General features: G+C 51.7%; 23 protein-coding genes. 8 read left to right on the top strand and 15 right to left on the bottom strand.

The window, feature by feature from the left end:
• Window positions 1-82: 82 nt before the first annotated feature.
• Window positions 83-1,381, top strand: coding sequence for an alpha-galactosidase (gene melA / locus ACX93W_RS00395; protein ID WP_459390349.1), 1,299 nt, complete (start codon window positions 83-85; stop codon window positions 1,379-1,381).
• Window positions 1,382-1,467: 86 nt separating this feature from the next.
• On the opposite strand, the gene ACX93W_RS00390 is transcribed toward melA, so the two are convergent.
• The 4 genes from ACX93W_RS00390 to ACX93W_RS00375 all read right to left on the bottom strand — a co-directional run bounded on the left by ACX93W_RS00390 (window position 1,468) and on the right by ACX93W_RS00375 (window position 5,355).
• Complete coding sequence (locus ACX93W_RS00390; protein WP_459390348.1) at window positions 1,468-2,454, bottom strand: Rpn family recombination-promoting nuclease/putative transposase; 987 nt, start codon at window positions 2,452-2,454, stop codon at window positions 1,468-1,470.
• 138 nt (window positions 2,455-2,592) lie between these two features.
• Window positions 2,593-2,898 (bottom strand): DUF6171 family protein, encoded by a 306-nt coding sequence (locus ACX93W_RS00385; RefSeq protein ID WP_459390347.1) that lies wholly within the window; start codon window positions 2,896-2,898, stop codon window positions 2,593-2,595.
• 65 nt (window positions 2,899-2,963) lie between these two features.
• The gene (locus ACX93W_RS00380; RefSeq protein ID WP_459390346.1) at window positions 2,964-4,448 is read right to left on the bottom strand and encodes an alpha-N-arabinofuranosidase; all 1,485 of its coding nucleotides are present in this window, start codon (window positions 4,446-4,448) and stop codon (window positions 2,964-2,966) included.
• A gap of 133 nt (window positions 4,449-4,581) precedes the next feature.
• Complete coding sequence (locus ACX93W_RS00375; protein ID WP_459390345.1) at window positions 4,582-5,355, bottom strand: alpha/beta hydrolase; 774 nt, start codon at window positions 5,353-5,355, stop codon at window positions 4,582-4,584.
• Between the two features lie 158 nt (window positions 5,356-5,513).
• Between ACX93W_RS00375 and ACX93W_RS00370 the strand changes: the two genes are divergently transcribed.
• Window positions 5,514-6,491, top strand: coding sequence for an aldo/keto reductase (locus tag ACX93W_RS00370; RefSeq protein WP_459390344.1), 978 nt, complete (start codon window positions 5,514-5,516; stop codon window positions 6,489-6,491).
• 437 nt (window positions 6,492-6,928) lie between these two features.
• On the opposite strand, the gene ACX93W_RS00365 is transcribed toward ACX93W_RS00370, so the two are convergent.
• Window positions 6,929-7,534: an ATP-dependent DNA ligase gene (locus ACX93W_RS00365; RefSeq protein ID WP_459390343.1), complete on the bottom strand. Its 606-nt coding sequence runs from the start codon at window positions 7,532-7,534 to the stop codon at window positions 6,929-6,931.
• A 128-nt stretch (window positions 7,535-7,662) separates the two neighbouring features.
• Between ACX93W_RS00365 and ACX93W_RS00360 the strand changes: the two genes are divergently transcribed.
• From ACX93W_RS00360 to ACX93W_RS00350, 3 genes are all read left to right on the top strand, one after another.
• Complete coding sequence (locus ACX93W_RS00360) at window positions 7,663-7,875, top strand: small, acid-soluble spore protein, alpha/beta type (protein WP_459390342.1); 213 nt, start codon at window positions 7,663-7,665, stop codon at window positions 7,873-7,875.
• A gap of 204 nt (window positions 7,876-8,079) precedes the next feature.
• A complete protein-coding gene (fabV, locus tag ACX93W_RS00355; protein ID WP_459390341.1) occupies window positions 8,080-9,270 on the top strand; it encodes an enoyl-ACP reductase FabV in 1,191 nt (396 codons plus the stop codon).
• 17 nt (window positions 9,271-9,287) lie between these two features.
• Window positions 9,288-10,223 carry a ribose-phosphate diphosphokinase gene (locus ACX93W_RS00350; RefSeq protein ID WP_459390340.1) on the top strand — a complete coding sequence of 312 codons (936 nt, stop codon included), beginning with the start codon at window positions 9,288-9,290 and terminating at the stop codon, window positions 10,221-10,223.
• A 137-nt stretch (window positions 10,224-10,360) separates the two neighbouring features.
• Here ACX93W_RS00350 and ACX93W_RS00345 read toward each other — a convergent pair whose 3' ends face one another.
• Window positions 10,361-11,299, bottom strand: a complete 939-nt coding sequence (locus ACX93W_RS00345) for an aldo/keto reductase (protein WP_459390339.1) — start codon at window positions 11,297-11,299, stop codon at window positions 10,361-10,363.
• Window positions 11,300-11,345: 46 nt separating this feature from the next.
• Window positions 11,346-12,347, bottom strand: a complete 1,002-nt coding sequence (locus ACX93W_RS00340) for a Gfo/Idh/MocA family protein (protein ID WP_459390338.1) — start codon at window positions 12,345-12,347, stop codon at window positions 11,346-11,348.
• 213 nt (window positions 12,348-12,560) lie between these two features.
• On the opposite strand from ACX93W_RS00340, the gene ACX93W_RS00335 reads away from it, so the two are divergent.
• Together ACX93W_RS00335 and ACX93W_RS00330 are read left to right on the top strand one after the other, a co-directional pair.
• Window positions 12,561-13,412 carry a helix-turn-helix transcriptional regulator gene (locus tag ACX93W_RS00335; RefSeq protein WP_459390337.1) on the top strand — a complete coding sequence of 284 codons (852 nt, stop codon included), beginning with the start codon at window positions 12,561-12,563 and terminating at the stop codon, window positions 13,410-13,412.
• Window positions 13,413-13,565: 153 nt separating this feature from the next.
• Window positions 13,566-14,216 (top strand): ThuA domain-containing protein, encoded by a 651-nt coding sequence (locus ACX93W_RS00330; RefSeq protein WP_459390336.1) that lies wholly within the window; start codon window positions 13,566-13,568, stop codon window positions 14,214-14,216.
• A gap of 54 nt (window positions 14,217-14,270) precedes the next feature.
• Here the strand turns inward: ACX93W_RS00330 and ACX93W_RS00325 are convergent, their stop codons facing one another.
• Window positions 14,271-15,587 (bottom strand): UDP-glucose dehydrogenase family protein, encoded by a 1,317-nt coding sequence (locus ACX93W_RS00325; RefSeq protein WP_459390335.1) that lies wholly within the window; start codon window positions 15,585-15,587, stop codon window positions 14,271-14,273.
• Window positions 15,588-15,714: 127 nt separating this feature from the next.
• Here ACX93W_RS00325 and nagZ point away from each other — a divergent pair, with 127 nt between their 5' ends.
• Entirely contained in the window at window positions 15,715-16,995 is a 1,281-nt protein-coding gene (gene nagZ, locus ACX93W_RS00320) for a beta-N-acetylhexosaminidase (RefSeq protein WP_459390334.1), read from the top strand.
• Window positions 16,996-17,093: 98 nt separating this feature from the next.
• Here nagZ and ACX93W_RS00315 read toward each other — a convergent pair whose 3' ends face one another.
• The 7 genes from ACX93W_RS00315 to thrB form a co-directional block, all read right to left on the bottom strand.
• Window positions 17,094-17,777, bottom strand: coding sequence for a PspA/IM30 family protein (locus tag ACX93W_RS00315; protein WP_459390333.1), 684 nt, complete (start codon window positions 17,775-17,777; stop codon window positions 17,094-17,096).
• Window positions 17,778-17,894: 117 nt separating this feature from the next.
• Window positions 17,895-18,860 (bottom strand): acetylxylan esterase, encoded by a 966-nt coding sequence (locus ACX93W_RS00310; RefSeq protein WP_459390332.1) that lies wholly within the window; start codon window positions 18,858-18,860, stop codon window positions 17,895-17,897.
• Between the two features lie 159 nt (window positions 18,861-19,019).
• Window positions 19,020-19,757: a hypothetical protein gene (locus ACX93W_RS00305; RefSeq protein WP_459390331.1), complete on the bottom strand. Its 738-nt coding sequence runs from the start codon at window positions 19,755-19,757 to the stop codon at window positions 19,020-19,022.
• 249 nt (window positions 19,758-20,006) lie between these two features.
• A complete protein-coding gene (locus ACX93W_RS00300; protein ID WP_459390330.1) occupies window positions 20,007-22,478 on the bottom strand; it encodes a LysM peptidoglycan-binding domain-containing protein in 2,472 nt (823 codons plus the stop codon).
• Between the two features lie 280 nt (window positions 22,479-22,758).
• Window positions 22,759-23,640 carry a branched-chain-amino-acid transaminase gene (gene ilvE / locus ACX93W_RS00295; RefSeq protein ID WP_459390329.1) on the bottom strand — a complete coding sequence of 294 codons (882 nt, stop codon included), beginning with the start codon at window positions 23,638-23,640 and terminating at the stop codon, window positions 22,759-22,761.
• A gap of 111 nt (window positions 23,641-23,751) precedes the next feature.
• Complete coding sequence (gene pheA, locus ACX93W_RS00290) at window positions 23,752-24,624, bottom strand: prephenate dehydratase (protein ID WP_459390328.1); 873 nt, start codon at window positions 24,622-24,624, stop codon at window positions 23,752-23,754.
• Window positions 24,621-25,646, bottom strand: a complete 1,026-nt coding sequence (gene thrB, locus ACX93W_RS00285; RefSeq protein ID WP_459391969.1) for a homoserine kinase — start codon at window positions 25,644-25,646, stop codon at window positions 24,621-24,623. Before thrB ends, pheA begins: the two co-directional genes overlap by 4 nt.
• Between the last annotated feature and the right edge of the window lie 42 nt (window positions 25,647-25,688).

Raw genomic sequence — 25,688 nt, 5'->3', positions numbered from 1 at the left:
AGGAAGCGTATAACTTTATACTAGGGCTGTAAACAAAGACTTTCTCGAGAAACCAACCCATTCAAATCAGGAGGTTTTTTCAATGTCCAAAATTACATTTATCGGAGCTGGCAGTACGGTATTCGCCAAAAATATTTTGGGAGACGTCATGCAAACTCCGGCGCTCCAGGGATTTGAAATTGCTTTGTTCGATATCGACGGAGAGCGCCTGCGGGATTCCGAGCAAATGCTGCTTAATTTGAAGCAAACCAGCGGCAGCACTTGCGTTGTGAAGACTTATGCCGATCGGAAGGAAGCGTTGAGAGACGCCCGCTATATCGTCAATGCCATTCAGGTCGGCGGATATGATCCCTGCACCATCACCGATTTTGAGATTCCAAAGAAATACGGACTGCGCCAGACGATTGGCGATACAGCTGGTATCGGCGGGATTTTCCGGAACCTGCGCACGATACCGGTTATGCTGGACTTTGCGGCCGATATACGGGAAGTATGTCCTGACGCCTTATTTCTAAATTACACCAATCCAATGGCGGTGCTGACAAATGTCATGATTACGCATGGAGGCGTAAAGACCGTTGGCCTGTGCCACAGCGTACAAGTATGCGTGCCTCATTTGTTCGATCATCTGGGTATGGACACTGAAGGTGTCAAGTGGCATATCGCCGGCATTAACCATATGGCATGGCTGCTTGAGGTAAGCAAGGATGGAGTTGATTTGTATCCCGAAATCAAAAAACGCGCGGCCGAGAAACAGAAGGAAAAACATCACGACATGGTTCGATATGAGCTGATGCAGAAGTTCGGCTATTACATTACCGAATCCTCGGAGCATAATGCGGAGTATCATCCTTATTTTAGCAAGAAGGGCTATCCCGAGCTGGTCGACCGCTTCAATATCCCGCTGGACGAATACCCGAGACGCTGCATCAGTCAAATCGAAGATTGGAAAAAAATGCGCGACACTCTCGTGCTGGACAAAAATCTGGAGCACTGCCGGAGCCATGAATATGCCTCCTACATTCTGGAAGCCATCGAAACCGATGTGCCTTACCGTATCGGCGGAAACGTCATGAATACAGGCCTTATCCCTAACCTGCCGCGCGAAGCTTGCGTCGAGGTTCCGTGCCTCGTCGACCGGAATGGCGTCACGCCTACCTTTGTGGGTAATTTGCCGCCGCAGCTTGCTGCGTTGAACCGAACCAATATCAACACGCAGCTTCTGACGATCGAAGCCGCGATAACGGGCAAAAAAGAGCATATTTATCACGCTGCGCTGCTGGATCCACACACATCCGCCGAGTTGTCCATAGACGACATCGTTGCGATGTGCGACGACTTGATTGAAGCCCATGGCAGCTGGCTTCCGAAATACAAATAAATTTTACGTCTACATCTCAACCAGAAATAAAAAAACAGAGCGGAAACGGGGACTGGACAGTCCTCGCTTCCCACTAACGTCTGCATTTATTTATTTTCCGGCCGTTTTCTGCTTTTCGCTATCATGGTGACCTCCGAGAGAGGAACATCCAGCATATCAGCTACCTCGTCCGCCAGAAACCCTTTGTCCAGCAGCTTTTGTACCGTATCCGCTTTTCCAAGGGCCAAGCCTTGCATCAAGCCTTTTTCAATGCCTCTTTCGATACCTTTTTCCATACCCTGCTGCAATCCGGCTTCAAGCCCTTCTTCGTATCCCCACCGCTTCCACGCTGGCATCAACTCCATCAGATCCGCCTCCTCCTCTCCGAATTCGGCCGCCAAAAGCTCCAGCAGCTGCAAGTCCTCAGCCTTGTCCGGTTTAAAATATAAATCGCCTACTGACATGACGAGCTGCAAACGAGCCTCGTCCAATTGCTTCCGCAGCTTCAGCAGCATGCGCAAATAATGCAGCCGCATCTCGCGCTTTTCCTTTTTAGTATAACCCATTTTCGCCAGCAGCGCAGCAGCGACCGGGTTAACAGAATCCACAAAACGTCGCCAGCTCAGACGGCGCAGCTCGATTTTAAAAAAGTGAAACTTCAAAATTTCATGATCCCCCGCTGCGGAGACCAGCTTGTCTGCCTCTTCTCCCCCTTCGTCCGCTGTAAAGATCGCGATAGGAATGATCAATTTGTGCTCGGTGCGATGACGTTCGAAAAGCCGGCTGTAATAAATAAACATACGTTCATGAAACTGAGGATCCCTGTACGATTGCGGCTCCAAATGCAGGAGCACAAACGCGCTCCCGTCGGCATTCCTGGTTTCCAGCAGCAAATCAAGACTCCGTGCCTGCTCCCCTATGATATCCACTAATAGCTCTTGCATCAAAAATCGGGCATGACCAAAATCCAATAAGGGCAAAAGCTGCGGAAAAAACAGCTCGATAAATTCCTTGAAAAAAACTTCAAGCAGCTTTTTGAAAGCTTCATCATGGCTGACCTCACTACGCAAACGTTCTTCTTGCCGCTCTAACACCGCCTCCACTCTCCTTCCCGGAACGCAAAAAAGCACACGACTACGGGCGCAATGCGCCTGTTGTCGTGTGCTTCACGATCTGCTCCATATATCGACGATTATAACGAGTTGTCCGCCGGACTGCAAGCGCGGCTACTACTAGCCTGATACGGCCTCTACAGCGGCGGCGGGCCATAACCCTCCACCCGGCAACGGGCAGCTTTTCGACTTCAGCTTTGCAGCAACCCGGACATAACAGCCGCAAGCGGAGCAGGTTTCGCCGTCCAGCAATCGTGGGCAGCTGCGGCAAGCCTGAAGACGGGCATCGTATTCGGCATCGCTTACGCATACATCGGATCGGCTAAACATTGGCGCGGCCAACATCCGATCGATGTCGGCGCTGCTAACCTGGTAGCGGTTATCGCACCCTTTACACTCGTCCCGGTAACCGTACTGCTTTTCCATACACAACCCCCTCTTCGGCATTGCTTTCTATTCATATCTTGTTACCGAACCAAACCGAAAGCCTCTTACTTCAGCTCAAGCACCGTAACCGACATCGGGGAAAGCTTCACTTTCAGCGTAGTGCCTTCCACCGCAAAAGCCGAAAATACAGACGGTTTAACTTTATCCGGCTGCTGGAACGTATTATGGGCATCCATTTCGCTTGCCGCCAATACCGTACCCGATACCGATATGTTTTGGTCAACCAAACCGCGAAGCTCGATTTCCACTTCGGCGTCGTTAGTTGTATCAACGTTGCACAAGCTAATATGGATGGCGCCTTCCGCATTTTTCGAAGCGCTTGCGGATACTTGCGGAATGCTTTCATTTCCGTACGTATATTGACCTGTATTCAAATGCAGCGCCAAACGCTCTGCGTCCTGATGCACTTGGAACATGCCGAAAACATGATAGGTAGGCGTCAGCAGCATCTTATCGCCTTCCGTCAAAATGACGGATTGAAGCACATTGACGATTTGAGCGATGTTGGTCATACGAACGCGATCATTGTGGTTATGGAAAATATGGAAGTTCAGAGCCGCGACCAGCGCATCCCGGATTGTGTTTTGCTGGTACAAGAAGCCGGGATTAGTGCCCGGTTCAACATCAAACCAGTTGCCCCATTCGTCAACAACCAGACCTACCCGCTTCGCAGGATCGTATTTATCCATAATCGCGGAATGACGAGTGAGCAATTCCTCCATAAACAGCGTTTTGCGAAGTGTAACAATCCATTCTTCCTCCGAAAACTCTGTTGCGGCGCCTTTTTTGTCCCAGGTTCCGGGAATTGTGTAATAGTGCAGAGACAGAGAATGCATATGATTATGCGCCTCGCGCATCAAAACTTCGGTCCAGCGGTAATCGTCAACGTTTGGTCCGCAGGCGATTTTGTGAATAACATTGCCGCTGTAATTGCGGACATAGGTTTGATAACGGCGATATTCATCCGCATAATATTCAGGACGCATATGTCCGCCACAGCCCCAGTTTTCATTGCCCACGCCAAAATAAGTCAGCTTCCAAGGCTTCTCCCGGCCATTGGCGCGACGCAGCTCAGCCATCGGCGAAACGCCGTCAAATGTCATATATTCAACCCATTCAGCCATTTCCTGAACAGTTCCGCTTCCGACGTTGCCGCAAATGATCGGTTCACATTCCAGCTGCTCGCACAACTGCATAAATTCATGCGTGCCAAAATGGTTGTTCTCCACAACGCCGCCCCAATGCGTATTTATCATCCGTTTCCGGCTTTCGCGCGGGCCGATGCCATCCTTCCAGTGGTATTCATCGGCAAAACAGCCGCCCGGCCAACGCAGCGCCGGAATGGAAATCGCTTTAAGCGCTTCCACAACATCGTTGCGGATACCTGCTGTATTGGGAATCGGCGAATCCTCGCCTACCCAGAAACCTTCGTAAATACATCTGCCAAGATGCTCGGAAAAATGGGAATAAATATTGCGGTCGATTTTGCCAAGCGTCTGATCTCCTTGAATAACAACCTTGCTGCTCATTCCATCGCCTCTTCTCCAGTATTAGGATATCCATGCTCATGGAATAATATATTTGTTAATCCATAAACATATTAGTTAATCCTATCCCTATCATACTGGCAAACGAGCTATTTTTCAATTCCCTTTTGTCATTTTACAGCCATTTCAGAAAATGCTGGATTTGCACGTCCCAATATTCCCAGGAGTGGTCTCCCGGACCTTCGGCATAGTGCAGTTCCACACCGCTTTCGCGGCATTTATCCCTGAAGGCCAAATTTTCTTCATACAAGAAGTCTTCCGTGCCGCAGCTTTGAAAAAGGCGAGGCGGCAATGCGCCGGCTTGTCCCGCACGCTCCGCTAAAGCAAGCAAATCGTCATCCGAGCCGTCAATTTCCCTTTGGCCAAAAATAAGGTTGAACGCACGGCCAATCGACGAATTCTTATCTGTCTTCTTGATAAAACCCGCAAGATCCAACGCGCCGGAAAAGCTTCCTGCCGCCGCAAACATGTCTGGACGCCTGAGGGCCCACTTAAACGCCCCATACCCGCCCATCGACAACCCGGCGACATAATTGTCCTCTTTTGCATGAGACAGCGGGAAAAACGAACGGGCTAACGCCGGAAGTTCCTCTGACAAAAAGGTCCAATAGGCTCCACCGTACTCCATATCGGTATAAAAGCTGGTATGGGCATTGGGCATAACAACCGCAATTCCGCTTTCCGCCACATAACGCTCCACCGATGTCCGGCGCGACCAGATCGTATCGTCATCAGAAAATCCGTGCAGCAAATACAACGTTTTGTGGCGGCCTCCTCCGCTGACATTGTTCATCCCGATTTGAGTGCGGGTCTGCTGGGGCAAAATAACGCTCATTGATGTGTTGATGCCTAATGTTTCCGAGAAAAAATCGCATTGAATACGTGCCATGAGTTCATCTCCCTATTAAATATGAATAACTCTCCTCGTATCTTCATCAAAAATGTACCATGTCTGCATGAAAAGATGCAAAAAGATAGGCGCTTCCCTCCCAAAGGAGTATAATGGAAAGGAATGTCCAAATTTGTTATTCAGGAGGCTGATCATGTATGACTGTAATGCCGCTGGAACAGAGAGGAATTACAACAAGCAGACTGGCTCTCGGCTGCATGGGTCTAGGCGGAGATTGGAGCTATGAACCTTACCGGGATGAGCATGTCAAAACAGCGGAGGCGGCGGTGGATGCAGCATTGTCCATCGGAATCACGATGTTTGACCATGCCGACATCTATACGCGAGGCAAAGCCGAGCAAGTATTCCGCCATGTGCTGGACAAGCAGCCGGGACTGCGCGAAAAGATCGTTATTCAATCCAAATGCGGCATCCGGCTTTCGGAGGGCAACCTGCCCAACCGTTTTGATTTTTCCGGGGAGCATATTCTGAATTCGGTTGACGGTATTTTAAGCAGACTTGGAACCGATTACATTGATATTTTGCTGCTGCACCGTCCCGACCCGCTGGTGGAGCCGGACGAAGTCGCGGAAGCGCTGACCAAACTGAAAGAATCCGGAAAGGTGCGCCATTTCGGCGTATCCAATATGCACAGCGGTCAAATCGACTTCCTGCAGCGCTCTTTTTCCGAACCGTTTATTGTTAATCAACTTGAGCTTAGCCTTGCCCGTCATGACTGGGTTGATCATGGCGTTTACGTCAATCAGAAGGCCGGCTTATCCGTTCATTTCGAAGAAGGCCTCATGGAATATTCCCGCAGCAACGGGATTCAACTGCAAGCTTGGGGACCGCTCGCACAGGGCAAATACAGCGGAAACCTTCCCGAAAACGCGTCCGAAAGCGATATCCGCACCGCCAAACTTGTGGAGCAAATGGCTAATGAGCGGGAAACAACGCCGGAAGCGATCGTATTGGGCTGGCTCATGCGCCACCCCGCAGGCATTCAGCCTGTTATCGGAACAGCTAATCCGAAGCGTATTCTGGCTTGCTCCGATGCGCAGCGTCAAGCTGATGCCATGACCCGAGACGATTGGTGGAGACTATACATCAGCGCCCGCGGAGACAAAATGCCATAGAGGGGTTGTTCAAAAAGTCCGATTTCCATTGCGTGACATGCCTAGCGGCATGGACAGCGTCGAATATGGCATTCAGCCGAAATAGGCGTATGCTTACGAAGGATGTTTCCTCCGGAAACATTTGAGGTCCTCACGTAGCTACCACTACGCTCCGGTCCTCGATTTCTAGCTTCTTGCCATCTTCTCGGCACTGAAAACCGGACTTTTTGAACTTCATTTATGCGGTTGTTCAAAAAGTCCGCTTTCCATTGCGTGACATGCCGGGCGGCATGGACAGCGTCGAATATGGCATTCAGCCGAAATAAGCGTATGCTTACGAAGGATGTTTCCTCCGGAAACATTTGAGGTCCTCACGTAGCTACCACTACGCTCCGGTCCTCGATTTCTAGCTTCTTGCCATCTTCTCGGCACTGAAAACCGGACTTTTTGAACACGCACTATAATGGTATCCGTCCCTTTGTGTTCGTGACAGCCAGCCAATCCTGGCTTCGCCCCTCCCGATACTGGCTTTGCTTTTTTTTGCACATAATGCCTTCAAGCCCCAACAAACCCGCCAAGCGATACAGCTTGACGCCCTCCTCTTCCACATAGCGCATATGTTTAAAATAGTTATTTTCCTCCAGTATGCTATGCAGCGCCTTTTTTCTCTCGATCAGCGGCCATGACCGCAAGTCCGCTCCATTCAGACTTATGAGATCAAAGACAAAATAAGTAACCGGCAAATCCTTTGCCGCATCCCGGATATCAGACCGCCGGGTCATCCGGTATCTGCTCTGCAGCTTGTCCATATCTTCCCGCCCGGTTTCCGGATCCAGATATGTCACCTCGCCATCAATCACCACATCCGCCGGTGTAACAAGCGGGACGCGCAGAAGCTCGGGGTATTGCATCGTCAAGTCGTAGCCATGCCGCGATAACAAGGTCGTTACCCCGTCCTTCATCGATAGGCGCAGCCGCTGTCCGGCTATTTTTGGCTCAAACAAATGGTCTTCACTGTCAAACGGAGCCTCCCGCTTAAAGGGCAGCATCGGTTTCTCAAACATAGGCAAGCCCCTCCATTGCTCCATTTTAGCATGGCGGCTTCCCTCAATTCGTCGGTAAATTGTGGTGAAGTTAGCGAATAATGCACAAAGCGGCATCGCATAATAGAGTCAAAGGAGGTTGATCAGAGATGGCAAGCAGTCAATCCAGAAGCATCGTTGTCCCTCAAGCCCGCGCGGCGCTGGAGCAGATGAAATATGAAGTTGCCCAAGAACTTGGCATTCAGCTCCCGCAGGACGGCTATTACGGCAATATGACCACTCGGGACATGGGCTCCATCGGCGGATACATAACTCGCCGCCTCGTCCAGATGGCCGAGCAGCAGCTTTCCGGATACCGTTGAAGACCAGACGTCGCCACTAATTTCCGCGGCAGAGCTATAGCGGCAACCACAACGCAACCAACCCGCTGCGACACTGGGCTTGGCTGCGTTTTTTATTTGTTTTTTGCCTTCGCCACGGCCTGCCGGACGGTTTCTCTTTCTTTTACGTCTGAAAATCGGTAAAATAGGAGTATTCCATTTAAAAATGAAAGGAATAACTCCTAAATGATTATTCAACCTAAAACTCGCGGATTTATCTGCACAACCGCACATCCAGAGGGCTGCGCCAAGCAAGTGCAGCGGCAAATCCAATATGTGCAGGGACAGCAAGCCATTACGGGCCCGCGCAATGTGCTGGTCATCGGCGCCTCCACAGGCTACGGTCTGGCATCGCGTATCGTATCCGCTTTTGGCGCTGGCGCGGCTACAATCGGCGTTTACTTCGATAAAGCAGCGGAAGGCGCGCGCACAGCTTCCGCCGGCTGGTACAACTCTGCAGCTTTCGAGGCGTCCGCTCAAGAGGCAGGCCTCAAGTCGTACAGCATCGTTGGCGATGCGTTTTCCGATGAAATCAAAGCCAAAACGATCGACCTGATCAAAAACGAGCTTGGCAGCGTCGATCTCGTGGTCTACAGCGTGGCGTCGCCGCGACGGACCCATCCCAAAACGGGCGAAACGTTTTCCTCCGTCATCAAACCGCTGGGCGGCGTTTACAGCAACAAAACCGTTAACTTCCATACGGGCGATGTTAGCCAAGCGACCATCGAACCGGCTACCGAGGACGAGCTTCGTCAAACCATTGCTGTCATGGGCGGCGAGGACTGGGGAATGTGGATCGATGCGCTGGAGCAAGCCGGCGTGCTGACGGAAGGCGCAACAACGGTTGCTTATTCCTACATAGGTCCGGAAATCACCCACGCAGTCTATCGCGAGGGAACGATCGGCGCAGCCAAAAACCACCTGGAAGAGACGGCAAACGCACTAAACGTCCAACTGGGCACAAAAGGCGGCCGGGCATTCGTTTCCGTCAACAAAGCACTGGTAACGCAGTCCAGTTCTGCGATTCCAGTTGTCCCTCTTTATATTTCCGCTCTGTACAAAGTCATGAAGGAAAAAGGGCTGCATGAAGGCTGCATCGAACAAATGTATCGCCTGTTTGCGGAAAGACTTTACGGCGAAGGCCCTGCTCCTGTAGATGAAAAAGGGCTGATTCGTGTGGACGATTGGGAAATGAAGCCCGAAATTCAAGCTGAAGTCGCTAAAGTGTGGGAACAGCTGACAACGGAAAATGTCTACGAGCTGTCCGATCTTGAAGGCTACCGCCGTGAATTTTTCCAGCTGTTCGGCTTTGAAACGGACGGCGTTGATTATGAAGCCGACACCAATCCGGATGTCGCCATACCCGGCCTGAGATAGCACCTGAGGAGGACCTTATGTCAATCAAAATTTTTTCCGGATCGTCTAACCGCGATCTGGCGCTCAAAATGTGCGAGGAGCTGGGCATGCCTTTGGGCAAAGCCGCTATCTCCCGCCAGCAAAGCGGCGAAATCCATGTATCCTATGAAGAGTCGCTTCGCAATAGCCACGTTTTTCTTGTTCAATCGCTGTCGCATCCCGTCAATGAGCATTTGGTGGAGCTGATGGTGATGATTGACGCGGCAAAGCGGGCTTCCGCCCAGTCGATCAACATCGTTATGCCGTATTACGGATATGCCCGCCAGGAGCGTAAATCCGCGCCGCGCGAACCCATCTCCGCCAAAATGGTAGCTGATGTGCTGACAACGGTTGGAGCAGGCCGAATCATTACGGTGGATCTTCATGCCGATGCGATTCAAGGCTTTTTCAAAATAACGGTGGACCATCTGACCGCGCTTGATTTGATCATTGGTTACCTGCGCTCCAAAAACATTAAAAATCCTGTTGTCGTTTCTCCCGATGCGGGACGAGCCACAACTGCGGAAAAGCTAGCCAATATGCTGGATTGCCCGTTCGCCATTATGATCAAAAACCGGCCTGCGCACAACCAGTCGCAAATTACTCATATCATTGGCGAGGTAGAGGGCAAAACCCCGATTATTATCGAGGATTTGATCGATACCGGAAGCACGATCGTTAACGTTGTTGAAGCGTTGAAAAAACGCGGAGCGGAAGATGCCTTTATCTGTGCGACGCATGGATTATTTTCCGAAAATGCCGTGCAGAAGCTGAACCATCCCAACATCCAGGAAGTCGTCATTACCGACACCATTGCGCTGGATGCGGACAGCCCTGACAAATTTGTTGTATTGCCAATGGCTCCGCTGCTGGGAGCTGCTATCCGTATCATTACAGAAGGCGGCTCTATCGCAACGTTGTTCAAAACAGAGTAGGAGTCAAACACAAAGCATTTTAGCCAAAAGCATGGCCTCCGCTTTTACGTAATATTGAAGCAAATAAGAGCCTTCAGATCCACTTTCCAGTGGTTTGAAGGCTCTTTTGCATAGAGTACGGTATTTTTGCGCTCAGGTTACCCTTTTTCGACGGCTCCTTCAAGCCATTCCAGCTCCGATTGAGTCAACTGGATGGAGGAGCCTTCATGACAAGACTGAAGCTCTTCCGCGCTCTGTGCGCCAATCAAGGCGCAGGTCGGAAAAGGCTGATTCAACACGTAAGCAAGCGCGATTTGAATCGCCGTTGCCCCCTTCTGTTCTGCCAGTTCACGGGCGCGCGCCAGCCGCTCCCAGTTCGCATCGCTGTAAAAGACGCGTACCAGATCGCTATTATCCCGGACTTCAGGCGTAAAGCGGCCGGTAAAAAATCCTCTTGCCTGGGAAGACCAGGACAGCAGCGGAAGCTGAACCGACTGATGCCAGGCTAATGTCTCGGCATCTGCGGACACGCATCCGGCCCAGAAAGGCTCGTTAGCTTTGGCTAAACTGAGATTGGGGCTGCTGAACGTAAAACCCCGAAGACCCTTGTTAGCTGCATAAGCATTCGCTTCTTCAATACGCCGCCAGGTCCAGTTGGACACGCCAATCGCTCCAATTGTTCCCGCCTGAACATGTTCGTTAAGAGCATCCACGATGACTTCAACAGGCGTATCAGGATCGTCACGATGCAGGGCATACAGGTCGACAAAGTCGGTCTGCAGCCGCTCCAGGCTGTCGGCTAGATCTTTATTAATGGCATCCCTGTTGACGCGGGGGCCAAATTGATCGTGATGCGCTCCTTTGGTCATAATGATCAGTTTGTCGCGATTGCCTCTTTCCTTCATGTAACGCCCGATTACTTCTTCGCTTTGTCCTCCGCAATAAATATGTGCGGTATCCAGCGAATTGCCGCCGATGGCGAAAAAGGCATCCAGATTGGCTGCCGCTTTCTCATAGGTCTCATGCCTAAAATAGTCCGTTCCTTTCATCAGCCTCGAAACCGGCTTGGCGCAACCTTCAATGTTGATATATTCCATTATGGAAACCTCCTTGAATGTCGTTATCGTTCCAACCACTTACCTCTTATAGTTCGATTCTGGATCGTTCACGCGCGGAGCGCAGACAAGCCTCGATAACTTTCATATTTTGGACCGCATCCACCGGCGCAAACCGGAGATTTGCTTCGCCAGTAATCGCTGCGTGCATGGCGTCGGCCTGAGCCGTATACGCGTTAACATCCGCACATATCACTTCTCTGGTCTCGTTGCCCCGCTGTACGAAAAAGTTGGCGCTGCCGGGCGAATTGGTCACATATGCAGAGGGAACCCGAATCATTCCCTCCGTGCCAAGCACCTCCAGCGGATTGCGGAATGCCGCCCACATGCCGCAGTCAAAAACAAGCGACTTGCCGCCTTCAAATTCAAGCAGACCGGACAGCATCATATCAACATCATCATGCTGCGGCGAAAACATGGCGTGAGCCGTTGCCGCTACCGGTTCCTGGCCGAGCAGCAGCCTGGCCGCGCTGATGGGATAGCAGCCAACATCATACAAAGAGCCGCCGCCCCATTCCTTAACATACCGCACATTGCCGCTGTCCCCGGCGTTATTAAACGTAAAGGAGCTGAATATGCTCCTCACCTCGCCGATTTCGCCGGAAGCAATAATGGAAGCAATTTCATCATAACGAGGATGCCAGCGGTACATAAACGCTTCCGATAGCTGAACCCCTGCACGCTGGCAGGCATCCGTCATTTGCTGAGCCTCCGCTGCGGTTAACGCAAGCGGTTTTTCGCATAAGATATGTTTTCCGGCTTCCGCGGCCTTACGCGTCCATTCCAAATGCAGATGATTGGGAAGCGGTATGTATACCGCATCAATTGTATCGTCGGCTAACAGCTCTTCATAGCTGCCGTAAGCGTCCGAAATGCCGAATTGCTTCGCGACATCTCTGGACTTTTCCAAATCCCGGCTTGCGATGGCAGCAACCACGTTTCGGTCGGAACCTTGAATACCGGGTATAACTGCGCGCTTAGCAATGGCAGCGCTGCCAAGAATGCCCCATCTTAATTTCTTCAAAGTCACTCCAACTCCCTTTATAGAGATTGTTCAAAAAGTCTGCTGCTCCTTTTCTAGCTTCATCCCAAATTCTCGGTACTGAAAGCCGGACTTTTTGAACTTGCACTTATGAAAATTTATTATTACGATATTGTCATTATAATTGGGTGGGTTTGAAATGAAAATAACAATATATTAAGATGAATTATAACAATATTGTCATGAAAGTCGAGGATGCCCATGCAGCGCCAAAGCCATCTGCTTACTTTGCCCACCAGTCCTTACTTCTGCATGCCGGAGTCAGTGGGCCTCTACCACAGATGGTCCGAACATACCGTAAGCCGCAATGCGGACGCCATGAACAATTTTAACATTCATTTTATTTCCAGCGGAAAAGGGTATGTCGAGCAAGACGGCATCACCTATACGCTTGGCCCGGGAGATGCCTTTCTTTATTTCCCGCTGCAGCAGCAGCGTTATTACAGCAGCAAGGAAGAGCCCTGGGATATCCATTGGGTCCATTTTTACGGCGACAGCTTGTTTGATTTCATGTTGAAACGCGAGCTGCACCTTAGCCGAATCTGGAGCATCCGCCAGCCAGAGTTGTGGATGGAAGCCCATGAGGAACTGTTGGCCGAAGCGGAGCAAAATCGGATGTTGCGTCCTCATCGGCTTTCTACGCTGACCTATGCCCTGTTAACTTTATTTGTGGAGCAAGCCGTGCCCAAAGCTAGCGGGAAAACTTCTTCTTCGGGAGGTCGGATACTGGAGCTGCTCCCCGTTATGCAGCAGGAGGCGACAGAGCCTTTTCTGCTGGAGAGGTGGTCGGATCTGGCCGGGGTCACGCCCCATTATTTTTGCAAACTGTTCCGTCAGGTGATGGAGATGACGCCGATGGACTTTATTACCCGCTGCCGACTTCAGACGGCCAAGCAATGGCTGCTGGAGCGCCAATCCTTGACGATCGGCGACATAGCCAGGGAAGCGGGGTATCCAAGCGTCAGCTATTTCAATAAACGGTTTATGGAGCATGAAGGCATGACTCCGTCCGCTTACCGCCAGCTTTATGAAACCTCCTACCGTCACCTATAGGGTGCACGCACACTGATCCTCGCAAGCTTGAGCCAAGCCCCGTAAAACGTCTTGCCGCAACGGGAAGAGAAGCTTACAATAAGGGAAACGCTCTCTATTGTAAGGGCATTCATATTTTTTGTCCCCATACGAGGGGGCTTGGGAGGAAGAGAGATGAGCCAATCCATACACGCCATCATGCTTGGAAACAATGAGGATGCACCTTGGCATCCCTTGTCCGCAGCTTATGAGGAAATGAAAACGATCGTTCCCGACGGCTGCCGCTTGACCGCTAGCTTGGATTATCAACTGTTGGCGCAATTGGACGGCGAGGTAACTTGCGACCTATTGATCAGCTACACCGATTGCTGGAGGAAACCATTGCCTGCCGAGCAACGGGCTGGCCTGCTTCGTTATGTGGCGGGAGGCGGGAAACTGCTTGTCCTGCACAACGGTATTTCACTTCAAGCCAGCAGCGAACTGCTGACCCTGATCGGCGGTGAATTTACGGATCACCCGCCTTACCAGGAACTGAATTATATCGTTACGGAAGCTGGCGCAAGCCATCCCATTATGGAAGGCATAGAGTCCTTCCTTTTGAACGAGGAGCCTTATCAGTTCGTGCTTGACCCCTTTGTTGAAAAAACGATTTTTATGGAATATGAATTCCAAGGCACTACCATTCCGGCGGGCTGGGAGCGCAAGTATGGCCTCGGCACTGTTGTCTATTTGCAGCCCGGCCATCATGCGCCCTCCTTTCAATCCCCCGCTTACCGGAAAATCATTGCTTCAGCGATCACTTATTTGAATGGGTTAAACCCGTAAGGCGTCTACACGGACATTATTCGCCGGACAAGCTGAGCGTCTCCAAGGAGCCGCTCAGTCCGTTGCGGCCGCTTCCGCCTGTTTTGTCCCCGGTCTTCCCAGACCGACATAATGAAGTCCGGCTTCCTCAACCGCGGCGCGGTCCAGGACATTGCGCCCATCCACAACGACAGTTCCTTTCATGGCAGCTTTGACGGCTTGCCAATCAGCCGAAACAAATTGCTTCCAGCCGGTCGCTACGACCAAAGCATCGGCCCCCTCTAACGCTTCCATTTGGGATGAAGCCCACTTGACCCCTTCCATATCAGGAGCAGATAGCGGATCAAATGCGTTGACCCCGCAACCTTTTGCCGCCAGCGCTTCCATAAACACTAATGCTTTGGAATAACGGAGATCGTCAGTATTTTCCTTGAAGGTAGCTCCCCATACCGCAATGGATACGTCTTGGTTCAACGCTCCCAGCACTCGCTCCAACTTCGACACGTATGCCTGCACCTGCGTTTCGTTTACAGATGCGGCAGCCTCGAGCAGCTTTAACCCCATCCCCTTGCCAGACGCTGTTGCAATAAGCGCAGAGACGTCTTTGGGCAGGCATGAGCCGCCATAACCGATGCCCGCTTGCAGGAACTTCTCTCCAATCCGCACATCCATTCCGATTCCCCGCGATACCTCGGTAATATCCGCATGGAATGTTTCGCACAGCCTTGCCAGTTCGTTAATAAAAGAAAGCTTGACTGCAAGGAAGGAGTTGGAGCCGTATTTGATCATTTCCGCTTCCGTGCGGCCCGTATGCAGCACCGGCGCGGATATGCCGTCATACAGGGAAGCGACAAGCGCCCCGGCATATGGACTGGAGGCCCCAACCAAAATGCGATCGGGATGGAAGGAGTCGTGGATTGCCGTTCCTTCCCGCAAAAATTCAGGGTTGGAAACAACCTCGATCCAATCCTTTGAAACACCTCTGCGCAGAAAAAAGTCTTGTGCCCAATCTCCAGTTCCGGGCGGCACCGTGCTTTTAATAATGACGGTTTTAGGTCCTCGTATTCCATTCGCGATGCTTAGCAACACGCTTTTGACATAGACCAGATCCGCCGTTCCGTCAGGCGCCGACGGCGTTCCCACGGCCACCATAATGACCGGACATTCTTCAACGTAATGCGGGACATCGGAGCTGAAATGCAATCGGTTGTCGCTTACGCCTTGCTGCACAAGTTCCTCAAGCCCAGGCTCAAAGATTGGGATATGTCCGTTTTGCAATGAAGTAATTTTCGAGTCGTCGCGATCGCAGCACCATACGGTATGGCCGAGCTTCGACAAAACAGCCGAGGTCGTGAGGCCGACATACCCCGCTCCCACCACACAAATATTCATTTGGGTGCATCCTTTCCACACTGATTGATGTATAGCATCATGTGCAGGCAGCAAGAAAATGGAAACGGCGTTTGACCCGCCGGATTCAGATCGGTACAATAGGAGAAATTGAATGGGAGGTTGATTTATGCGAATCGTATTGGCTTTTGCTTTATCCATTGTGCTCATCGTAGCTGGGGGCTGCGGAAGTTCCAGCGGCGGCGCAGCGGCGCCGACGGCCTCTCCGCCCTCTTCGACTTCGGCTGCGGAATCACCATCTCCCTCGCCTTCCGCACCGGACAAAACCGGGGAACCTGCAGCGACCCCGCTTCCGGGCGAGGATATTGCAGATCAAATTGCCAACATGACGCTTGATGAAAAAATCGGGCAGCTTCTGCTCATTGGACTGGACGGGAAAACGATTAGCCCTTTTGCCAAAAAAATGATCCAGGATAATAAAGTTGGCGGGTTTATCTTGTACAAAGACAATATAAAATCGGCTGCCCAAACGGCAGCATTATTGAACAGCTTAAAAGCAGCAAACAAAGAAAACAGCGTTCCTCTCTGGCTAAGCCTTGACCAGGAGGGCGGTAAAGTAAGCAGGCTGCCGGCCGAAATCAACAAGTTCCCTTCCGCGCATGAACTGGGGGCTCTAAAGGACATTGAACACACAAAGGATGTTGGGCATGCATTGGGTTTATCCGTTAAAGCATTGGGTTTCAATATGGATTTTGCCCCTGTACTCGACATTGACAGCAATCCGGATAATCCTGTCATCGGCGATCGTTCATTCGGCTCCGACGCTGATACGGTTATTAACCACGGATTAGCAATGATGCATGGCATTTCCGAAGCAGGCGTGACGACGGTGGTCAAGCATTTCCCCGGACACGGAGATACTTCAGTGGATTCCCATTACGCGCTTCCGGTCGTAGGCAAATCCTTGGACGAGCTAGGGAAGCTGGAGCTGCTGCCATTTGTGGAAGCCGTAGGACAAAACGCCGATGCTGTAATGGTTGCCCATCTGCTGATCCCTGCGCTGGATAAGGATTATCCCACCTCCATTTCCGACAAAGCCATCAACGGACTGCTGCGGAGCGGACTGGGCTACAACGGCGTAGTTGTTACCGATGATTTGACGATGGGAGGTTTGCTTCAGGACAATGAAATTGGCGAGGCAGCGGTCAGAGCTGTACAAGCGGGCGCCGATCTGCTCCTGGTCGGACATGACGAGAAGCTGCAGCAGCGGGTGCTGGCAGCACTGAGCAGCAGCGTTAAAGATGGCAGCATCACGGAGGACAGGCTGGATGAAAGTTTGCACAGGCTGCTTGCGCTGAAGCAAAAATACAAGCTCCAGGATGCGAAATCCGATACCCCTGACATCAATGCCATAAACGAAGTTATTTCAGAAGCGCTGAATAATCCATAACGATGTTAACAGTCATCGAATAAAAAAAGCCTCCCATTTGGCCGCAGCGCAGATCATTTTGCGCCGCGGCCACACGGAGACTTCTTTTTATACAATACCTATTCTTTTTTCCCTTCCAGCTCCGCTTTCAGAGCCGCCAATTCATCTTCCAGTTCGGCATCCTTGCCTGATTTTTCAAGCTCCTCGAATTTGGCGTCCAGCGATTTGCCTTCATTCGCCAGCTCGTATGCCGCATCCGCCTGATCGTGCATTTGTTTGATGCGCTCCTCCATACGGTTGAAGGTTGCGCCGAGATCATTGCCGCCAATGCCGCTCATTGTTTTATTGATGCGTTCTTGAGCCTTCGCCGCTTCGGCCTGGGCGATCAGCGTGCTGCGCTGCGTTTTCATTTCCTGCACTTTTGTTTTCATTTCCTGCAGCTGTGTACGCAGCTTGTCTGCGGTAGCTTTGGCCCTGTCGTAGCTGGCCTGTACCGAATCGCGTTTTTCAGTATAACGCTTTTTATCGGCAAGCGCTTCGCGAGCAAGGCTTTCATCCCCGCTGGCAAGTGCTTGGCGAGCTTGCGCATCGCGTTTTGCGATAACCTCCTGCGCTTCGTTCAGTTCGCGTTCAAACCGTTTCTCCACTGCGATTTGGGTCGTTACGGCAGCCGTCACCTTTTCGATATCTTCATCCAGTTCACGAAGAACCTGGTCAATCATCTTCACCGGATCTTCCAGATGGTCCAGCGCTGCATTGACATTGGATTTACCGATACGGAACAGTCTTTGAAAAATACTCATAGTCAACAATTCCTCCTTCGCCCTGATAGGTCGTAATAATTAACAATACGCGCCAATTGGAATAACGTTTCAACTGATTACGTCAGCATCAGCCCATCTAACGACAAATTTCCTTAATTATACCATGGACCCCAAGAAAAATTGCATCAGTTTGTCGTTTAAGCCGGGCAGATTTTCATGGCCAAAGTCCGGATAAATCAACGTTTGTTTGGGCGCGGTCATTTTATTGTAGGCAGCAAATTGGGTCGAAGGCGGACATATGGTGTCCATCAATCCAACAGCCATGACCACCTCGGCTCTGATTCGATCCGCCAGAAACTGAAGGTCGATATAGCCGAGCCGCTCAAAAATCTCGTCCTCCCGCTCATGAAGGGGATCAAAGCTGCGGAAATAATTTCTCAGCTCCTGATAAGCATCTTTAGCCAGATCCATTGTCCAAGTCCGTTTATAGTCGCACAGGAATGGAAATACCGTGCCAAGCTTGCTTACGCGCGGCTCCAGGGCAGCGCAAGCGATCGCCAACGCCCCGCCCTGAGAGCCTCCGGTTGCATATACATGGTCCGGGTCTACCTCCGGCAGCGACAAGGCAATGCCCGCAAGCTGGGCGGTATCCAGAAAAATATGTCTGAACAACAGGTTGTCGGGATGATCGTCGAGTCCTCTTATAATATGCCCGTTCAAGGTGTTGCCCTTTACGCCGCCGACATCCTCGGAGTGTCCTCCTTGTCCGCGCGCATCCATCGACAATACGGAAAAACCAAGCGAGGCATAAGCCAGCTTGTCGCTCCAGTCGCCGCTATTGCCGCTGTAGCCATGGAACTGCACAATGGCAGGATGTTTGCTTTCTGCATTCCGCGGCCGTACATATTTTGCATGAATCCTTGCCCCTCTTACGCCTGTAAAATAAAGATCGAAGCATTCCGCCTGAGGCGTTTGAAAGGAGCTTGGGACAAGCTCCGCCTTGGCGTCAACCGCAGACAGTTCCGCAATCGCCCGCTCCCAGTATTCGTCAAAATCGGCCGGTCTGGGATTCATCCCCTCATATTGCTTAAGCTGCTCCAACGGCATATCAATCAGCGGCATCCAAATCTTCCTCTCTCAAAATATCGAATATGTATGATGTAATCGGATACAAAATCAACCTTATTATACACCCAGCTTTTGGCTTTGTCTGCCTAATAGAGAAGCTGCCGTAATCCAAAAACTGCATAACAACAACTTTCCTGTTGTTTCGTTTCCGCTTTAAGGCTGGAATTTAAGCTGATTATCCTTGATCGCCCAATCCGAAAGCCTGCCTTTTACAACGTCTGCCTGAAAGGCGTTGGCATTAGCGTCGTAGACAACTACACTGGCGTCCATGATTTCATTCAGGTTCACACTAACCAGAATATGGTTCTCCATTTTGTAGATGGTTGTTTCCGCTGCCGAACCTACCGTAGCCACGATTTCCTTGATCCCGTCTTGATCTACATCTGCTTCTACAGTGTTAGCTTCGATATGCAACAGGGTTGGCGGATTAGAAACATGCGATACATAATACGAAATGGGGGCATTTGCTCCGACCGCGCCTGCAACTTTAATAAAGGTTTCTCCCAATGCGTCAACCGTGCTTACGGAGTAACCGCTAGCTTCTCCATACCCCATCTGTCCAATTTCATAAGTTGCCTCTTTAGTTTGGAGAGCGGCATATATGGTCTCCTCGTGTTTTCCAAAAACAATAATTTCAGCTCCGTCTGCCGATTGATTTTCTAGTTGCATGGAAGGTTCAACAGGAGTGATGGGCGTTGCTGGCGAGAAAATCAGAGATTCATCATACGCCAATTGAATCGGATTCAAATCAGGCATTGTTGTCGACACGGCGGACTGTTCCGCTTGACTGTCATTATTGTTAGGTAATTGGGACAAGCCTTGATCTGAAACAATGGTACCGCATCCCGTCGATATAATTAATACAATGAATACAGACGCTGCTTTTTTCATTCCAACCAACTCCTTTTAGCCAGTTGCCTTCAATTTAAAATGTGAACTTAGCGCTTCGCCTTCCTTGATATAGACGGCAATATTTACAAAATTGTTGTAGGAAATTAACATTTTTTAAGGAAGCAGTCAGTGCCATTCGGGGTTGTTGCAGCGTTTGCGAATAAGACGTTAAAACCATACGAGCTGTTATTGTTAAAATGATTCTTGTACGAAAAAACCGGCATCCTGAATTGGATGCCGGGCGGTGTCTTAACGATTCAGCCAAGGGCGGCTGCCCCTGGTTGTTTTAGGTTTTGGCTTGGAAACAACCGTGCGAATGACTGCTTTTTTCGCCTTCTTTTTAGACTTTGCCGCTCCTGTTTTGGGAGTTGAATCGGGTGTTGGGTAATCAGGAGTCAGATAATTAGGAGTTGTGTAGGTAGACATCGTATTGGCATTGATATGATCTTCCCTGCCACCGCCGCAACCGCAACCTCCTGGCGCACCATAGACTGGCGCTAGCTGTCCCGCGTGTCCAGGCCACATCGGGAGATGTGCTGCCGGCGCATATCCAGCGGGATATCCGCCGGGAAAACCAGCATAGCCGGGCGGTGGATATTGCGCGGACAAAGCAGCAACTCCGGGATGATTGGGCATTACGCTGTAAGGCGTAATGGCACCCGCATTTTCGGAATAAGCCATCGGCGAGACGACACCCGCATTTGGCGCAAGGGACGCCGGTGATACATTGGCGTTTGGTCCGACGGAAGAAGGAGATACATTGGCATTTTCACCCAAACCTTCGTAAGGAGAATTTCCATATCCCCACATCGGGCCCATGCCATAAGGACTATAAGGCGAAACCGGATAATGAGGATACATTCCGGGAGGGCAATCATAAGGATAAATCGGTTCCGTTGAAGCATATGGCGCCCATTCCCCGCCGGTATTTGGACTTACATTCTGAGCTTGGGTATTACCCCATTTGCTTTTGCCGGCAGGAACGGTTTCTGCCTGCATCCCGTAAGCGGATGGCGAGATATTGCTGTTGGCGGCATTGGCTCCGTCGAATACCGGGTAATCGGGTTCCAACGTAGCTTCGACTGCCGGAGTCGCATATTGCTGGAACAAATCCATGCTCTGGATATATTCGGAATTCATTGCGTTTATTTTGTTTTCTACCGGCTTCTCAATAGGCAGAGCTTTTTTGGAAGCCGGTGCTGTTGACAGCGGCGAGACGTTGGCGTTGCTCAGCGGGCCTACGTTGGACCCATATGGCGAGACGTTGGCATTGCCCAGCGGGCCTACGTTGGACCCATATGGCGAGACGTTGGCGTTGCTCAGCGGGCCTACGTTCGATGCATATGGCGAGACGTTGCCGTTGCTCAGCGGGCCTACGTTGGACGCATATGGCGAGACGTTGGCGTTGCTCAGCGGGCCTACGTTGGACCCATATGGCGAGACGTTGCCGTTGCTCAGCGGGCCTACGTTGGACCCATATGGCGAGACGTTGCCGTTGCTCAGCGGTGCCATTTTCGAAGACTGAGGCGATATTTTGCTATTGCTCAGCGGCGCCATGTTGGACGACAACGGCGAGACGTTGCTGTTGCTCAGCGGCGACACGTTGGACGACAACGGCGAGACGTTGCCGTTGCTCAGCGGCGCCATGTTGGACGACAATGGAGAGACGTTGCTGTTGCTCAGCGGCGACACGTTGGACGACAATGGAGAGACGTTGCTGTTGCTCAGCGGCGCCATGTTGGACGACAATGGAGAGACGTTGCCGTTGCTCAGCGGCGCCATGTTGGACGACAATGGAGAGACGTTGGCATTTGGCAATGTTTTGCCCGTGGACAGAGGCTGGACTTTGCTTGCCAATGGTTCTACCTTGCCCGTCGCCAACGGCTGGGCTTTGCTTGCCAATGGCTCTACCTTGCCCGTCGCCTGTGGCTGGACTTTGCTTGCCAATGGCTCTACCTTGCCTGTCGCCAACGGCTCTATTTTGCTCGCCAACGGCTCTACCTTGCCTGTTGCCAGCGGCGCTGTTTTGTTCGCCAAAGGCTCTACCTTGCCTGTTGCCAGCGGCGCTGTTTTATTCGCCAAAGGCTCTACCTTGCCTGTTGCCAGCGGCTCCGTTTTGCTCGCCAACGGCTCTACTTTTTTCTCCGGCTCTTTTTTGGCGGCAGGCGGGGGCTCTGGAGCTGCGGGAACCGGGCTAACGATTGGTCCCGTATTCGTTTTCTCCGTGATAGGCGCCGTATTCTTTTTCCCCGTGGCAAGGCCGCTTAACGTTTTCCCGATAACCGGAGCCGTTGACAGCTTGCCTACAACTCCTTGGACGTTTTGCATAAAGTTGCCGCCGTGATTGGTGCTGGCTGTGTGACTTTGATGAGGCATAATGGTTGCGTCAGCCTTTGGAATATTTACGATTTCCCCGGTGAGCAGCACATTTGGGTTTTTCAATTGGGGATTGGCATGAACCATTGTGGCGAGCGGTACGCCCCACGCTTTGGAAAGCTTCCACAGAGTATCCCCTTGCTTGACGACATGCTGATGCATAATGTCAGAGGAATGAATACCCCCGCCGGCATGGCTGGTCGGTATTTTGATCTTCATGCCGATATGCAGCACATCCGGATTGGTGATGCCGGGATTCAACTGCAGAATCTGATCCTGAGTTACGTTATATTTTTGGGCCAGGCCGTATAACGTATCTCCCTGTTTCACAATATGGATTTTCACTGCCCAATAACCTCCTGTCACGTTCTGTAAGAGTGCGTGTTCAAAAAGTCTGCATGACTCGTAATGGGAAGTGGACTTTTTGAACAACCTCTATAACGGGATTGTGCGAATGCCCGCTATCAATCTCTACATCCTATGCAGAACATGGGCAGGTGTCTCCACTTTGACAGAAAAAAACAACGGATTTATATCTCTTCAAGGGACAAACGGCAAAAAAAGTCCCTGCAGGCAGATTGCATCTGCGCCACAGGGACCTTCATCATAAACCCGAGGGTTTGGTTTAGCTGTAAACTTGAACGCCGTCTACCGTAACAATGCTGCGGAATTCCTCCAGCAAATGAGTGGTAATCGGGCCTGCCTGGCCGGAACCGATCTTGCGGCCGTCCACTTCGCGAACCGCGATAACCTCGGCTGCCGTTCCCGTGAAGAAAACTTCGTCCGCCACATAAACATCATGCAGCGTAAAGGGCTCTTCCTTCAAAGTGTAGCCGAGCTTGGCGCAAAGCTCCATAATGGCCGCGCGCGTAATGCCTTCCAATGCGCCAACGTAGCAAGGAGGCGTATAGACGACCCCTTTTTTGATGATAAAAATGTTGTCGCTGGAGCCTTCCGCCACATAACCTTGCGAATTCAGCATTATTGCTTCGCCTACACCCGCCAGGTTGGCCTGAATTTTAACCAAAATGTTGTTCAAATAGTTGAGCGATTTGATCTTCGGGTTCAACGCATCAGGAATGTTGCGGCGTTGCGATACGGATACCGAAACCAAACCATTTTTGTAGGCTTCTTCGGAATAAATCGCCAGCTGCTCTACAATAATAATGACCCAAGCCGAAGGGCAGCGTTTGGGATCAAGGCCAAGGTTGCCGGGACCGCGCGATACGATCAGGCGAATGTAGCCGTCGCGCAGCTCGTTGCGGGAAATGGTTTCCACCAAGGCGTCCTGCATTTCATCCTGCGTCAGCGGAATATCCAGCATGATGGATTTGGCCGAGTCGTACAGCCTGTCCAAATGCTCCTTGCATTTAAAAATGTTGCCCCCGTAAATCCGAATCCCTTCAAAAATGCCGTCGCCGTACAGGAAACCGTGGTCGTAAACGGAAACCTTGGCATCCTCTTTTGTCACATATTCACCATTCAGATAAATCCATTGCTGTGCCATAACCTAACCTTACACCTCCACAAAATGTCATGCCGATTAATACCATACTTATATACTTTACAGCAAAAAAGTCGCCATGTATACGGCACCCTCTAATTCCCGGACAAGACGCTACAGCAGCTGCTCGTAGGAAAAGGACGGGTAACAGCCCAATATGCGCACCTGACACCCAATCGCCTCAACCTCCTGCAGAGCGGAAGGCAATAGCACCGTATCCAGCGACATTTCGATCTCGATGTAAAAATAGTAATTGCCCAGTTTTTTCTTGGTGGGACGCGATTCAATCCGCGACAAGTTGATCTTCCGCCAAGCAAAAGCCGACAACACCTGATGAAGCGCACCTGGATAATCCTCGGGCAGCGTAATCAGAATGCTGGTTTTGATCCGGCCGGACTGCCTTGCCGTGTAAGGCTCATGCCCCACCAAAACAAAACGGGTATAGTTATTATCGTGATCCGTTACCTTCTCCTCCAGCAAATCAAGTCCGTTAATCTGAGCCGCGATGCGGGTACCGATCGCCACGATGCCTTCGCCCGGATTTTCCTTTACGATTTTTACCGCCTCAGCCGTGCTGCTGACATGCTCTGTCTCGGCCTGCGGCATAAAGCGGCGCAGAAACTGCAGGCATTGCGCCATCGCTACAGGATGGCTGATCACCTTGCGGATGCGTGAAAAATCGAGCTCTCCGGCGCCGTTTACCAGCTCGGAACGGCGGCCGATCAAATTTTGGATAGAGGGATAAACCCACTCCGCCTGCATCGGCAGATCAACTTCATGAACAAGCCAGTCCATATGAAGACTGACGGAGCCTTCAATCGTATTTTCGATCGGGATAACGCTGTACTCGCTGACCCCGGTTGCCGTGGACTGAAAAACATCGGCGATAAGCCGATGATGTCTCCAGTTCACCTCTTCGCTGCCAAAAAGCTGCTTTGCCGCTTCATCGGATACGGAACCCGCGGGCAGCAGAGATATTGTTTTCATGATTTCCGCTCTCCTTTGATTCTGTCCAAAAACGGCAATTCCACACTGCCGTTTTCACTGCCGCCAGAAAATCCGCCGGCAGCTTCGCCCAACTCCGCAACGTTTACCTGCGGACCATCGCTATACGGCGCCAGCCACAGCGTCTGCGCCGCAATCCCCTCTTTCTGCAGCGTCTCCTGCAGAAAGGACTCCAGCGCCGCCTTGTCGCTGCTGGCGGCGTCCACAAACGCTATCAGCGTGGGCCCGGCCCCGCTGAGCGCAGCTCCCAGCGCGCCAAACTCGCCGGCGCGCGCCAATATTTCCGTCATGCCCGGAATCAGCGGCGCACGGTAAGGCTGGTGCAGCCGGTCGCCAAGCGCATGACGAAGCAGTTCAAGCTCGCCGCTGGCAAGCGCGGCGACAAGCAGCGAGCTGCGGCCGACGTTGTAGACGGCGTCGGCCCGATCCACGGCGGCCGGCAGCGCATGCCGCGCCTTCTCCGTGGAGAGCTGGAACGCCGGAATGGCGACCAGCGTCTCCAGCTGCGGCGGAGGCTGCAGCTTTACATGCTGCGCCTGCTCGCCCTGCTCCCACGCGGATACCACAATGCCTCCAAACAGCGAAGCTCCTACGTTGTCGGGATGCCCCTCCAGCTCCGTTGCGAGCTGGAACAGCGCCTGCACGCTCAGCGGCTCGCCGATCAGCGCATTGGCGGCAACAAGCGCGCCAACAATGGCGGATGCGCTGCTGCCGAGTCCCCGCGTCAGCGGAATATCGCTATACATGGCGATATGCAGCTCCGGCAGCTCGGCTCCCGCCTCCTTGAATACAAGCTGGGCTACCTTGTACAGGAGATTGCTTTTGTCCCGGGGCAGCGTCTCCATGCCTTCTCCATGCAGGTCGAAAGTAGTCTCCCCGCTTGCGGGAACCGACATCTCCACCCAAGCAAACAGCGACAGCGCCATGCCAAGAGTATCGAAGCCCGGACCCAGATTGGCGGTGCTCGCCGGCACCTTGACCGTAACCCTGCGGCGGGAGGCGATTTCTTCTAAGCTTTTGTCCATTTCTCCTACGTTATCCATAAA

Source organism: Paenibacillus sp. CAU 1782, from assembly GCF_054551715.1.
Note: the sequence above shows the minus strand (reverse complement) of the source record. Positions and strands in the feature narration are given on the sequence as shown.

Excerpts from the sequence above, each read along its gene's own strand:
- pheA (WP_459390328.1), bottom strand. The coding sequence starts at position 24,624 with ATGAAAACAATATCTCTGCTGCCCGCGGGTTCCGTATCCGATGAAGCG.
- fabV (WP_459390341.1), top strand. The coding sequence starts at position 8,080 with ATGATTATTCAACCTAAAACTCGCGGATTTATCTGCACAACCGCACAT.
- ilvE (WP_459390329.1), bottom strand. The coding sequence starts at position 23,640 with ATGGCACAGCAATGGATTTATCTGAATGGTGAATATGTGACAAAAGAG.
- melA (WP_459390349.1), top strand. The coding sequence starts at position 83 with ATGTCCAAAATTACATTTATCGGAGCTGGCAGTACGGTATTCGCCAAA.
- ACX93W_RS00365 (WP_459390343.1), bottom strand. The coding sequence starts at position 7,534 with ATGTTTGAGAAACCGATGCTGCCCTTTAAGCGGGAGGCTCCGTTTGAC.
- ACX93W_RS00325 (WP_459390335.1), bottom strand. The coding sequence starts at position 15,587 with ATGAATATTTGTGTGGTGGGAGCGGGGTATGTCGGCCTCACGACCTCG.
- nagZ (WP_459390334.1), top strand. The coding sequence starts at position 15,715 with ATGCGAATCGTATTGGCTTTTGCTTTATCCATTGTGCTCATCGTAGCT.
- ACX93W_RS00310 (WP_459390332.1), bottom strand. The coding sequence starts at position 18,860 with ATGCCGCTGATTGATATGCCGTTGGAGCAGCTTAAGCAATATGAGGGG.
- ACX93W_RS00335 (WP_459390337.1), top strand. The coding sequence starts at position 12,561 with ATGCAGCGCCAAAGCCATCTGCTTACTTTGCCCACCAGTCCTTACTTC.
- ACX93W_RS00375 (WP_459390345.1), bottom strand. The coding sequence starts at position 5,355 with ATGGCACGTATTCAATGCGATTTTTTCTCGGAAACATTAGGCATCAAC.
- ACX93W_RS00380 (WP_459390346.1), bottom strand. The coding sequence starts at position 4,448 with ATGAGCAGCAAGGTTGTTATTCAAGGAGATCAGACGCTTGGCAAAATC.
- ACX93W_RS00360 (WP_459390342.1), top strand. The coding sequence starts at position 7,663 with ATGGCAAGCAGTCAATCCAGAAGCATCGTTGTCCCTCAAGCCCGCGCG.
- ACX93W_RS00345 (WP_459390339.1), bottom strand. The coding sequence starts at position 11,299 with ATGGAATATATCAACATTGAAGGTTGCGCCAAGCCGGTTTCGAGGCTG.
- ACX93W_RS00305 (WP_459390331.1), bottom strand. The coding sequence starts at position 19,757 with ATGAAAAAAGCAGCGTCTGTATTCATTGTATTAATTATATCGACGGGA.
- ACX93W_RS00315 (WP_459390333.1), bottom strand. The coding sequence starts at position 17,777 with ATGAGTATTTTTCAAAGACTGTTCCGTATCGGTAAATCCAATGTCAAT.
- ACX93W_RS00370 (WP_459390344.1), top strand. The coding sequence starts at position 5,514 with ATGACTGTAATGCCGCTGGAACAGAGAGGAATTACAACAAGCAGACTG.
- ACX93W_RS00350 (WP_459390340.1), top strand. The coding sequence starts at position 9,288 with ATGTCAATCAAAATTTTTTCCGGATCGTCTAACCGCGATCTGGCGCTC.
- ACX93W_RS00385 (WP_459390347.1), bottom strand. The coding sequence starts at position 2,898 with ATGGAAAAGCAGTACGGTTACCGGGACGAGTGTAAAGGGTGCGATAAC.
- ACX93W_RS00330 (WP_459390336.1), top strand. The coding sequence starts at position 13,566 with ATGAGCCAATCCATACACGCCATCATGCTTGGAAACAATGAGGATGCA.